Annotated in this window: 13 protein-coding genes; all 13 read left to right on the plus strand. The window is 40.2% G+C overall.

The features are described 5' to 3' along the window. Positions 1–1,026, plus strand: a complete 1,026-nt coding sequence (locus tag BMX34_RS06060) for an L-threonylcarbamoyladenylate synthase (protein WP_234971681.1) — start codon at positions 1–3, stop codon at positions 1,024–1,026. A 55-nt stretch (positions 1,027–1,081) separates the two neighbouring features. Next, a complete protein-coding gene (gene upp, locus BMX34_RS06065; protein WP_092571890.1) occupies positions 1,082–1,720 on the plus strand; it encodes a uracil phosphoribosyltransferase in 639 nt (212 codons plus the stop codon). Between the two features lie 65 nt (positions 1,721–1,785). Further along, positions 1,786–3,036 (plus strand): hydroxymethylglutaryl-CoA reductase, degradative, encoded by a 1,251-nt coding sequence (locus BMX34_RS06070; protein WP_159428867.1) that lies wholly within the window; start codon positions 1,786–1,788, stop codon positions 3,034–3,036. 70 nt (positions 3,037–3,106) lie between these two features. Then, positions 3,107–4,324, plus strand: a complete 1,218-nt coding sequence (locus tag BMX34_RS06075) for a hydroxymethylglutaryl-CoA synthase (protein ID WP_092571892.1) — start codon at positions 3,107–3,109, stop codon at positions 4,322–4,324. A gap of 628 nt (positions 4,325–4,952) precedes the next feature. Beyond that, positions 4,953–5,129, plus strand: coding sequence for a DUF1146 family protein (locus tag BMX34_RS06080; RefSeq protein WP_234971686.1), 177 nt, complete (start codon positions 4,953–4,955; stop codon positions 5,127–5,129). 64 nt (positions 5,130–5,193) lie between these two features. Continuing rightward, the gene (gene murA / locus BMX34_RS06085; RefSeq protein WP_092571894.1) at positions 5,194–6,498 is read left to right on the plus strand and encodes a UDP-N-acetylglucosamine 1-carboxyvinyltransferase; all 1,305 of its coding nucleotides are present in this window, start codon (positions 5,194–5,196) and stop codon (positions 6,496–6,498) included. A 23-nt stretch (positions 6,499–6,521) separates the two neighbouring features. After that, on the plus strand, positions 6,522–7,586 hold the full coding sequence (gene mreB / locus BMX34_RS06090; RefSeq protein ID WP_092571895.1) for a rod shape-determining protein: 1,065 nt from the start codon (positions 6,522–6,524) through the stop codon (positions 7,584–7,586). A 12-nt stretch (positions 7,587–7,598) separates the two neighbouring features. Continuing rightward, entirely contained in the window at positions 7,599–7,796 is a 198-nt protein-coding gene (locus tag BMX34_RS06095) for a DNA-directed RNA polymerase subunit beta (protein ID WP_092571896.1), read from the plus strand. Between the two features lie 50 nt (positions 7,797–7,846). Beyond that, on the plus strand, positions 7,847–8,227 hold the full coding sequence (locus BMX34_RS06100; RefSeq protein WP_092571897.1) for a hypothetical protein: 381 nt from the start codon (positions 7,847–7,849) through the stop codon (positions 8,225–8,227). A 162-nt stretch (positions 8,228–8,389) separates the two neighbouring features. Further along, the gene (gene mraZ, locus BMX34_RS06105) at positions 8,390–8,821 is read left to right on the plus strand and encodes a division/cell wall cluster transcriptional repressor MraZ (protein WP_092571898.1); all 432 of its coding nucleotides are present in this window, start codon (positions 8,390–8,392) and stop codon (positions 8,819–8,821) included. 23 nt (positions 8,822–8,844) lie between these two features. Beyond that, positions 8,845–9,807 (plus strand): 16S rRNA (cytosine(1402)-N(4))-methyltransferase RsmH, encoded by a 963-nt coding sequence (gene rsmH, locus BMX34_RS06110; RefSeq protein ID WP_092571899.1) that lies wholly within the window; start codon positions 8,845–8,847, stop codon positions 9,805–9,807. A gap of 13 nt (positions 9,808–9,820) precedes the next feature. Further along, entirely contained in the window at positions 9,821–10,237 is a 417-nt protein-coding gene (locus BMX34_RS06115; protein WP_092571900.1) for a hypothetical protein, read from the plus strand. Next, positions 10,234–11,940, plus strand: a complete 1,707-nt coding sequence (locus BMX34_RS06120; protein ID WP_092571901.1) for a peptidoglycan D,D-transpeptidase FtsI family protein — start codon at positions 10,234–10,236, stop codon at positions 11,938–11,940. Before BMX34_RS06115 ends, BMX34_RS06120 begins: the two co-directional genes overlap by 4 nt.

The raw sequence follows: 11,940 nt of genomic DNA on the forward strand, positions 1-11,940 counted from the left end.
GTGATAGATACTAAAGTCTATTATCCGAATCAATTAAAAGATGCCGCTGAACAACTCAAGGCAGGCCAACTCGTAGCCTTTCCTACGGAGACCGTTTTTGGACTTGGGGCAATGGCGAACAATGATCAAGCCATTGCCAAAGTCTTTGAAGTTAAGGGACGACCTGCAGACAATCCTTTAATCGTTCATGTATCGAGTATCGATTCGGTCAAGAATTATGTTACCGAAATTCATCCATGGGCCCAAAAATTAATGGAAGCTTTTTGGCCTGGACCTTTGACCATTATCTTTCCCACCAATGAACATTTGATTTCACCCTTAGCAACTAACCATCAACCTAGTGTTGGCTTACGAATGCCAAATCAAATTGAGACCCTATTATTAATTGATATGGTCGGCTTTCCTTTGGTAGGGCCGTCGGCGAATCTTTCGACCAAACCGAGTCCGACTCAGGTTGAGCATGTTCTACATGATTTTTCTGGCAAAATCGCTGGAGTGGTAGCTAATCGTCAACCCTTAACCGAAATTGGTGTCGAGTCAACCGTGGTCTATCCGACAGATGATCAGATCACCATTCTGAGACCGGGTTATATTACAGCTGACATGATTCAAGAATATGTTGATGTACCGGTGGTGGAAAAGACGGCCCAAGAACAACTTTCAGGTGAGAAAGTGATGAGTCCTGGGGTTAAATATAAACATTATGCCCCCAAACAGCCAGTTTATTTAGTGCCAGCGAGTGCAGACTTGGCTGATTGGCAGTTATTGATTGATCAATTGCCTAGCGCAATAGGACTTCTAGCTGATCAAAGCCTATGCGATCGCTTGAAAGACCAAGTAGCTGTCACTTATTCTTTAGGAGCTCCGGGTGATATCTTGACAGCGACGCGAAATTTGTATGCTGGTTTGCGTTATTTCGATCAACGACCGGTAGAAGTCATTATCGCGCAAGGCCTTGATTCAACGAATCCGCAGGCTCGCGCTTATATGAATCGATTAAGCAAGGCTAGTCAACATGTGCTATAATACAACAGATCAGATTGGTCAAGTTGGAAATAGATTAATATATAGGAGGAAAAATATGTCAAAATTTGTGATTGTAGATCATCCCTTAATTCAACATAAGTTAACCTTAATTCGGGATAAGGAAGCTTCGACCAAAGTCTTTCGTGAGGTAACGAATGAAATAGCTATGTTGATGGTTTATGAAGTGACCCGGGATCTTCCTCTAGAAAATTGCCAGATTGAGACGCCTTTAGTCACCACGACACAAAAAAGATTAGCCGGTAAAAAATTGGCAATCGTACCCATTCTACGAGCAGGCCTTGGGATGGTTGATGGGATTATTAATCTTATTCCAGCAGCTCGCGTAGGTCATATTGGGATGTATCGGGACGAAGAAACCTTAGAAGCGATTGAATATTTTGCTAAACTTCCTCAAGATATTGAAGAACGTCAAGTCTTTGTAGTTGACCCCATGTTAGCTACTGGGGGCTCTGCTATCGCAGCCTTGAATCAACTAACTCAAAAATACAAAGTCTTACCAGAAAATATCACCTTTGTTTGTTTGGTGGCTGCCCCTGAAGGCGTCATGGCTTTACAATCAGCACACCCAGATGTGGATATTTATGCAGCGGCTTTAGATGAAAAATTAAATGAAAATGGTTATATTATTCCTGGTCTAGGGGATGCTGGAGACCGGATTTTTGGTACCAAATAATAGAATGAAGTTGTCCACCCATTCTATCTAATGGGTGGATATTTTTATTTAGGAGGACGATAGTCGTGCAAGATTCTAAGTGGAGCGGCTTTTATAAATTATCTCGAGCAGAACGACTAGCCCGCTTAAATCAGCAAACGGGACTGACTGGTCAGGTGCCTGATTTACCCATTGAAGTTGCTGAACAAATGGTTGAAAATGTAATCGCTTGCTATAGCTTGCCTTTAGGCTTAGCGGTCAATTTTGTGATTAATGATCACGAATATATTATTCCGATGGCCGTCGAAGAGCCCTCCGTGATTGCGGCTGCCAGCCATGGAGCCAAAATTCTGGGAAATATCCGGGTAAGTCAAGAAGAGAAGACCTTGGTTGGCCAAATTATTATTGAAAACCTGCCAAATATACCACAAGCAATGGCCAAACTAATGGATCAAAGAGAAGAATTACTGGCGATCGCTCGCAGTTATTCACAAAGCATGGTAAATCGTGGGGGCGGACCACGGGACATTCGCTTCGAACAGAAACAAAACGTGATGGCGCAATATTTATGTTGTTATCTAAGTTTTGACCCATGCGATGCGATGGGCGCTAATGCGATTAATACTGTCTTGGAAGGCTTATGTCAACCTATTGAAGAAATAAGTTCAGGGAAAGTATTAATGGCCATCCTCTCAAATTATAATGAAACATCCTTAACTCGAGCTCAGGTTTCTCTTCCGTTTAAGCGTTTAGGAAAATCGGAAGCAGAAGGAGAGCACATTGCTAAACAAATTCAGAAAGCGAGTGATTATGCAAAAATTGACCCTTACCGGGCAACCACGCATAATAAGGGCATTATGAACGGGATTGATGGAGTTGTTTTAGCCACAGGGAATGATTTGCGAGCCACTAGCGCTAGCGCTCATGCCTATGCTGCTCGTTTAGGACATTATCAACCCTTGTCGACTTGGGAAATCCGCGAGCGATATCTTTATGGTGAATTAGAAATCCCCTTACCCTTAGCAACCGTTGGTGGATCCCTGGCTAGTCATCCGACTGCTCAATGGGTCTTGGATGTTTTAGGTCGTCCTTCAGCCAAAGAGCTAGCCATGATTGCAACGGCGGTTGGCCTGGCTCAGAATTTCTCGGCCGTGAAAGCCTTAGTGACCGACGGGATTCAAAAAGGACATATGACGATGCAGGCTCGTAATTTGCTGATGCAGGTCGGAGCCAAACCTGAAGAGGTCAGTCAAGTGGTTAAGGCCTTAGTTAAAGAGCCAAGAATGAATTCTCAGATTGCTTTGGAGGTTTTAAAACGGTTTCGTGGGCAGAAATAGCTTTGCACTTGTTTAAAATTTTAGTACAATGAACTTTATCTTATGATTTGAAATGAGAGGAGGTTCTTTCTTGTCAGTTGGAATTGATCGAATTAATTTTTATGTTCCGCGCTTTTATCTAGACTTGAGAGAATTAGCCCAGGCTCGCCAACAGGATCCTGATAAATATACCATTGGTATCGGCCAAGATCAAATGGCGATTGCGCCCTTGGAACAAGATATTATTGCTATGGCTGCCAATGCAGCTTATCCATTGTTAGAAGAAGATGATAAAGACCTAATTGATATGGTCTTGTTTGCGACGGAAACAAGCTTTGATTTTTCAAAGGCGGCGGCAGTCTATTTACATGATTTATTGGGTATCCAGCCCTATGCACGTGCGGTAGAATTTAAAGAAGCATGTTATGCGGGGACGGCTGCTTTGCAGATGGCCTGCGACTATGTGCGCTTAAGACCAGAGCGTAAAGTCTTAGTGTTGACTTCTGATATTTCGCGTTATGGACTAAGCAGCTCGGGAGAGGTCACACAGGGAGCAGGTGCCGTGGCTTTTGTGGTTTCTGCCAATCCTAGCATCCTAGCAATTTCTTCACAAAGCCTGGCTTACACTAGCAATCAATTTGATTTTTGGCGGCCTTATTATCGTCGTGAAGCTCTGGTCGATGGTAAATTCTCGAACCAATTGTATCAAGATATCTTTGTTCGCTTAATGGGTCAGTTTCTAAACATTGATCGGGAAACCATAGCGGAACTTGAAACAATTCATTTTCATTTGCCATATTCGAAGATGGGAATGAAGGCTTTGAAAGCCCTACGAGATCAGAACTCAGATTCACTGATTCAAGAAAAAGTTGACTTATGGCTGGAACGCTATCCACAGACAACATACTTAGGTAGAAGAGTAGGCAATATTTATACCGGATCACTTTACTTGAGTTTAATTTCTTCATTAATTTATCAAGAGAGCTTTGAACCAAGTCATAAATTAGCTTTGTTCTCTTATGGATCTGGGGCAGTGGCTGAATTATTAATTGGCGAGTTACAAGACGGTTACCAAAAACACCTGGACATCGAGTCTATGTTGGATCAGCTTGATCAGCGCCAAGCGCTGACTGTGGCGCAATATGAGCAGCTTTATCAAGAAAGTATCCCGGTTACGGAGGATGAATTTATCGTTTGCCAACAAGCCACAGAACCAGGCTTTTATTTACACCGAGTAGATGGCCATCGACGCTTCTATATATTTAATAAAATAAACCCTAATCCTAAGACAGAAATTAGGGTCGAGTGATTAAGCGTCCTTTTTAAAATAATACGAATCAGATATACTCGCAAGACACAAGAAAATCCATGCAGCTTACAAGGACTTAGCGACTTGTCGGTTAGAACTTGTCTAGAGGATTTAGTCCGGGAAAGTAAATGCTTTGAAGGACGGTCGCTTTTTAATTGTTTTAGTTAAATATTTTTGAGCGAGATTAGTTTTATTTGTACAGCGTGAGATTATTTGCTTACATCAGGTCATAGCTGGAGAAGAAAACCATCGGATCAGCATACTTTACCCACTCAGTCCCTTGAAGCCTGAGGCTTATGTGAAGTGAGCCCTAAAGTAAGTCTGGAGCTTATATTAATAAGCGGAAGACGGTGCCCGATAGTTTGATACTCCAGGTAAATGACCCAAGTAAGCAAATTTTTAATTTATTGAACAAAAAAGATTTAATCCCTTAGTTTTAGCTTAGTAATGGTGATTATGTTTATTAATATCATCTTGCTTTGTTACTTTTGATATCATTATGTAACCAAAAGTTATTTGAATTGCCTTTTTTTTGTGCTATTATGACAATGAGTCAGAAAGGTGGCTGGAATAAATGACGGTTTTTTATGGTATGGCAGTACTATTAATCCGAATTTTATTCATCTACATGAGTTATTTTCTCTTAGAGAAAGTTAACTGGCGACTAATCTTTAGTCAGAAGAATTACACCTATGCCCAATTTTTGTGTATTATCGTAAGTCTTTCAATCGGACACCTCGCTGGTTCATTTGTGATCACGATCATCGAGCTCTTACAAGATATCCTTTTGTCGAGCTTTTATTAATATGAAATTTACAGTCAGCCGTTCGCTCCAAAACGGTTGATTCATCCAAAGGAGAAAATTTATTATGGAAGAAATTCTAGTTCAAGGTGGCAAGCGTCTTGAAGGTGTTGTGAAGGTTGAGGGAGCTAAGAATGCGGTTTTGCCAATATTAGCAGCTTCGATTCTAGGTCAGACAGGTCAAAGCCACTTAGAAAATGTTCCAGTCTTATCTGATGTTTTAACAATTAATGCCTTATTAAACAATATTAATGTAAAAAATTCTTTTAATCACGAAACCAATACTATGGTTATTGATGCCAGTGGAGAGATTGATACGATTGCAGACTATGATTTCGTTAGCAAGATGCGTGCTTCAATCAATGTCATGGGACCTTTATTGGCTAGATTTGGTCATGCCAAAGTAGCGATGCCTGGGGGTTGTGCGATTGGAACTCGGCCGATTGATATCCACTTGAAAGGTTTTGAAGCTCTCGGAGCTAAGATAGAAGTTCATGCAGGTTATGTCGAAGCTTCTGCTGATCATCTCTTTGGGGCTCAGATTTATTTAGACTTTCCAAGTGTAGGAGCGACAGAGAATATAATGATGGCTGCTACTTTAGCTGAAGGCACGACCATCATTGAAAATTGTGCCAGAGAACCCGAAATCGTTGACTTAGCGAATTATTTAAATAAAATGGGTGCAAAAATTACAGGTGCCGGAACCGAAACCATTAAAATTGTTGGCGTGAGTTCAATGCATGGGGCTGAGCACACGATTATTCCTGATCGTATTGAAGCTGGAACCTTCATGGTTGCCGCAGCAGTAACTCAAGGCGATGTCATGATTGAAGGTGGCATTTCTGAACACAACCGACCTTTAATTAGCAAACTTAAAGAAATGGGCGTAAGCTTTATTGAATATGATGATGCTTTACGGGTTATCGGTCCAAAGGCTTTAAAAGCAACGAATATTAAGACCTTGCCTTATCCAGGTTTCCCGACAGACATGATGGCGCAAATGTCGATTGCTCAATTGGTAGCTGAAGGAACGTCAGTTACCAATGAAACTGTTTTTGAGAATCGTTTCATGCATTTTGAAGAATTAAGACGGATGAGCGCTCGCTTTAAAGCTGATCGTCAGACTGTCGTGATGTATGGTCCTTGTGAATTATCAGGAGCCGCGGTCAAAGCGACGGATTTAAGAGCAGCTGCTGCTTTGATTATTGCGGGATTAACCGCTAAAGGTTGGACTAGAGTTTCAGAATTGAAGTATTTAGATCGGGGCTATTACAAATTCCATGAGAAATTAGCCGCTTTAGGCGCATCGATCGAACGTTTAGACCTTAAACCTATCAAAGTAGAGGCTAATCCAACCACTCAGTATATTTAGTCAGTAAGAGTGGAGGATAGACTATGACCAAAGCCATTGGAATTGATCTGGGAACCACAAATGTTTTAATTCATTTAAAAGGACGGGGAGTTATACTCAACGAACCGTCCTTGGTTGCTATTGACAAAGAAAGTCAGTCGATCTTGGCCTACGGTAAAATGGCCTACGCTATGCTCGGTCGAACGGGTTCAAATGTTGAAGTCATCCGTCCTTTGAAAGCAGGAGTGATTGCTGACTTTGATTTAACTGAAGCCATGCTTCTTCATTATCTGGAACAAATTCATGGACGTCGCTGGTTTAATAAGCCAAATGTGTTAATTTGTACCCCGGCAGAGATATCAGAATTAGAACAAGCTTCATTAATCGAAGCGATTGAACGTGTTGCTGGCGGGAATATTTATCTTGAGGAAGAAGCCAAGGTTGCAGCAGTAGGTTCAGGGATTAATATCTTGTCTGCCAAGGGAGCGATGGTGATTGATATTGGTGGTGGAACGACTGATATTGCCGTCATTTCGGCTGGAAATATCATCGCCAGTCGATCTTTGAAGTTTGCTGGAAACCAGTTTGATGCAGCAATTATCCAATATTTTAAAGAACACCGACATCTATTAATTGGTGAAGCTAGTGCCGAGGCGGTAAAGATAGCGATTGCTACTGCAGAGCCTCTGTCCGCGAAATTGAATCAACATTATGATTTGCGTGGCCGTGACTTACTCACAGGCTTACCTCGATCGATAAATGTCGATGCCAATGAAATCTGTCAAGCTTTGCAACCATCACTTGATTTCATTGCACGCAATTGTCGAGAAGTGTTAGAAGAAGTTAGCCCTGAAATTGCTGGAGATATTATCGAGAACGGAGTAACTTTGACGGGTGGCAGTGCTTTGATTTATAATATGGATAGTTTTCTAAGCCAAACATTGAAAACCAGTGTGATTAAAGCAGATCAACCCATGCAAAGCGTCGTCTTAGGGACGGGCTTAATGCTAGAAATGATTCAAGCAGGTCGTTTTGATCAAAGCGAATCGACTTGGCAAGACAAGCTGAAACGTCGTTTGCGACGTTGGCGCCGTAGGATATTCGGATAAAGGAAGTTATACATGGAAGATACTTATCTAAAAGAATCGACCTTACTCAGAGGCCTAAAAGTTCTGGTTAAATTTTTAGTCTTTTTGTTATTGGTTATTCTATGCTTTATTATCGGTTTATTTATAGGGTATTCTGTGATTGGTGGCGGACCTTATTGGGAAGTGCTTAATCAAGAGACTTGGCAACATATTATTAACTTTATTAAATAATCAGATCCTCGATGATTAAATCGAGGAGTTTTTTAAATGGGAGGGATTCGATGATTAATCATTTTGTGTTTGGCGAAATTTTTCTTTATCTAGTCCCACCCTTGCTTATTTATTTATTACAAAATAAATTTCACTTTGTCTTAGATTATTTCAAAACATTTCGGATTAATCTGCAGATACTATTGTTGCCTTTATGTTTATCTTTGATTCAAAGCTTTTCAGTATTAATTTTTACCTATAGTCTGCTTCCTTTAGCCTTATTTTTAACCATATTTATTTTGTTTATTCACTTATATTATTATATTCAAGGAATTGCCATTTTTGATTTTAAAGAATATTTTCCAGGAGCAGCAAAATTAGCCTTTCTTTGTTTATCAAGTTTTTTACTGGGGTTAGTCATATTAAGAATTTATACTTATTTTATTCTATAACCCCCCACTTTTAATAAAATTATAAAGCTGATAAGATCAAGCTTTGCGGCCCATTACTTTGTGTAGTGGGTCTTTTTTTTAGGAAAAATTGGAAAAAGGTGGTTAGAAGTGGGGAATTGTGGTAAGATTTAAGTAACTTAGGGTAGAGGAGGATGATGGGTCGTGCTCATTGGCGAATATCAACATAATATTGACACCAAAGGTCGACTCATTATGCCGGCTAAGTTCAGACCAGATTTGGGAGAAAGATTTATTGTAACTCGCGGTTTGGATGGTTGTTTATTTGGGTTCCCACAGAAGAGTTGGGAGAATATTCAAGAGAAACTGAGCCAATTACCTGTTGCTAAAAAAGATGCCCGAGCCTTTACTCGATTCTTCTATTCAGCTGCCACTGAGGTAGAAATCGATAAGCAAGGGCGGATAAATTTGCCTAATAATTTAATTGAGTTCGCCAAGATCGATAAGGAATGTCGTGTGATCGGCGTATCAGACCGAATCGAGATTTGGAGCGGTGAACAGTGGGATGTATTTGCTGAACAAGCAGAAGAAGATTTTGAAAGTATTGCTGAAGATATGATTGATTTTGGCTTTTAGTCTGCCAATTTATAGGAGGGAATATCTTGGAGTTTGAACATACCTCAGTATTGTTGAAAGAAACAATCGATGGGTTGGATATTCATCCACGAGGCATCTATGTGGATTGCACCTTAGGTGGGGCAGGCCATGCGAAATATCTATTAAGTCAGTTATCTGATTCAGGACACCTTTATGCTTTCGACCAAGATGCGAGTGCGATTGAACACGCTAAAGTTGAATTAGCTGAAGAAATTGATCAGGGAAAAGTGACTTTAATCCATAGTAATTTTAGAAATATCAAAGAAAAATTAAATGAATATGACGTCAACTTGTTGGATGGCATCTATTATGATTTAGGAGTTTCTTCTCCTCAACTGGATCAAGGCGAACGAGGCTTCTCTTATCATCAGGAAGCGAAACTAGATATGCGTATGAATCAAAGTCAAAATTTGTCCGCTTATGAAGTGGTCAATCAATGGGATTATAATCAGCTCGTTCGAATTATCTTTCGATATGGAGAAGAAAAATTTGCTAAACGGATTGCTCGAGCCATAGAACGGGAGAGACAAGTCAAAGCGATTACGACAACGACACAATTAGCAGATATCGTTAAGGAAGCTATTCCGGCAGCAACCCGTAGAACTGGCGGTCACCCAGCGAAGCGTACTTTCCAAGCTATACGGATTGCAGTCAATGATGAGCTTTCTGCATTAGAAGAAAGTATTGAAGCCGGATTGGATTTATTGAAAATTGAAGGCAGAATGTCAGTAATTTCGTTCCATTCATTGGAAGATCGGATTGTTAAACAAATTTTTAAGCAAAAATCAAGCATCGAAGAAACACCGCCTAATTTACCAATATTACCAGATCAAGAAGTCGCTGAGTTTGCCTTAGTAAATCGTAAACCGATTACTGCAAGTGAAGCTGAATTAGAAAATAATAATCGGGCTCGCAGTGCCAAGTTGCGAATTATTGAACGCAAATTTATTAAGGATAATATTTAGAAAGGAGCCTTGTATGAACGAACAGAATTATCAAGAACAAGCTCCTTCAATCGCAGTATCCGTTTCGAATAAAGTTATGCGACCATCGCAAAGAACCTTTAATCGTGATATTTCTATGCCGTTGGATCGAATTTCTGCCGATGTTAGATTTCGCTCATTGAAATTTAGTCGAGCAGAAATGGCAATCTTAATAACCAGTTTGACCATGATGATCGTGATGATTGCAGGACTATTGTATTTGCAATATAATAATAGCCAACTGCTTGAAGCTACCCAGCAATATAAAGTAAATACAGCGGAAATCCAAAAGCAGTCAAATCTTATGACTGAATCAATTACACAACAGTTTAATTATGATAAAATAAAAGAGACTGCTGATGAGAATCAGATGTCAATTGATAAATCACGTGTAAGGACTGTCCATGAATGACTTATAACAAAGATCGAAATAAGAATATTTTACTGGTAGTTGCTTTTGTCTGTGCAACCTTTCTTGTCATGATATTTCGTATCTATCAACTTGCGATTATGAAGACAAGTAATGGTGTAGATTTAGCTAGCTATCATAGTGAAGAGTTTAATAGAAGTAGTATTGCATCAGCTAGACGCGGCAGCATTTATGATATAAATGGCTACCCGATTGCGATGGATACTACTTCTTATTCACTTTACGCTGTACTTCAGGGCGGAGATGGGGTAGAAGTGATTGATGATGTTGATCATGTGGCCAAGGTTTTAAGTCAATACATCGATTTGTCTCGCGATCAAATCCTCGAACGATTATTAACCCCAGACGCTTATCAAATCGAATTTGGTCAAGCCGGTCAAGACTTATCCCAAGATACCAAAGAAGCAATTGAAGCAGAACATTTAGCTGGGATTAAATTTCAAGAGAAGTCTAGACGAGTGTACCTCAATGACTATTTTGCCGCCCACTTGATTGGTTATTCTTCGGTGAATGAAGAATTATCTCAAGATTTACCCGTAGAAATTCAGACAGGTCAGATGGGTATTGAAGCAATGCTCGATGAAAAATTATCAGGAATCAAAAATTTCCGTCAACTGATTAAGCAAGATCCTAAATTAGATTATTTAAATGGTGAAGATGTCTACTTAACGTTAGATTCTCGTTTGCAGAACTATTTGGACGATTTAATGAATCAAGCTTATCAGACATATAAGCCAGAACAAATGATGGCTTACTTAGTTGAGACCAAGACTGGTAAACTAATCGCAAGTTCACAAAGACCTACCTTTAACCTGAATACCCGTGAAGGGATTGATCAAGAGTGGAAAAATGTGCTCGTAGAAGAAGCCGTTGAGCCCGGTTCTACTATAAAAATTCTGACCCTAGCCACAGCTAAGAACATGGGACTTTATCAAGACGGAGAACGGTTTAAATCCGGATCCGTCCAAGTCTATGATCAAATTGTTAAAGATTATAATGGCTATGGCTGGGGCGATATTACTTATGATGAAGGCTTGATTCATTCTTCGAATGTGGCTATGGTTAAATTAGTCGAAAAGATGGGAATCGATCAATGGGAAGACGCCTTAAGCCGTTTTGGCTTTGGTAAGTCTACCCAATCAGGCTTGCCTAACGAAGCCTCAGGTAATGTGGCGTTTGATAATCCAGTCAATGCAATTATGTCTGGATTTGGCCAGGGGGGGTCGGCTACCCCTCTTCAATTACTTCAAGCTTTCACAGCGGTAGCCAATCAAGGGAAAATGTTAAAGATTCAATTTATCGATGGCATCGGTAGTCGGGGAAATACATATAAATTACAAGAACTCGGGCAAGTCTTCAGTCCTGAAACGGCTCGACATGTTCTTAATGTGATGGTTCAGACGGTCGAGCATCCTGAAGGAACAGCTAAACCATTTAAGAATAACCAAGTAACCATCGCTGCCAAAACAGGAACCGCCCAAATTGCCGATCCTGATGGAGTAGGCTATTTAACCGGGCCCAATGATTATTATTTCTCGGTCGTTGCATTCTTCCCGGCGGAAGATCCTCAATATATGCTTTACATGGCTATTAAGCGACCAACCGATGATCATCAGAAGATGGGGAGTCAAATATTGGCCGAAATATTTAATCCCTTTGTCGATAATATTATGTTGACCAACTAG

The sequence above is a fragment of the Ignavigranum ruoffiae genome (assembly GCF_900110675.1).
Lineage (GTDB): Bacteria > Bacillota > Bacilli > Lactobacillales > Aerococcaceae > Ignavigranum > Ignavigranum ruoffiae.

Coding starts and splice junctions, on each gene's coding strand:
- upp (WP_092571890.1), top strand. CDS start 1,082: ATGTCAAAATTTGTGATTGTAGATCATCCCTTAATTCAACATAAGTTA.
- BMX34_RS06080 (WP_234971686.1), top strand. CDS start 4,953: ATGAGTTATTTTCTCTTAGAGAAAGTTAACTGGCGACTAATCTTTAGT.
- murA (WP_092571894.1), top strand. CDS start 5,194: ATGGAAGAAATTCTAGTTCAAGGTGGCAAGCGTCTTGAAGGTGTTGTG.
- mreB (WP_092571895.1), top strand. CDS start 6,522: ATGACCAAAGCCATTGGAATTGATCTGGGAACCACAAATGTTTTAATT.
- BMX34_RS06095 (WP_092571896.1), top strand. CDS start 7,599: ATGGAAGATACTTATCTAAAAGAATCGACCTTACTCAGAGGCCTAAAA.
- BMX34_RS06100 (WP_092571897.1), top strand. CDS start 7,847: ATGATTAATCATTTTGTGTTTGGCGAAATTTTTCTTTATCTAGTCCCA.
- BMX34_RS06115 (WP_092571900.1), top strand. CDS start 9,821: ATGAACGAACAGAATTATCAAGAACAAGCTCCTTCAATCGCAGTATCC.
- BMX34_RS06120 (WP_092571901.1), top strand. CDS start 10,234: ATGACTTATAACAAAGATCGAAATAAGAATATTTTACTGGTAGTTGCT.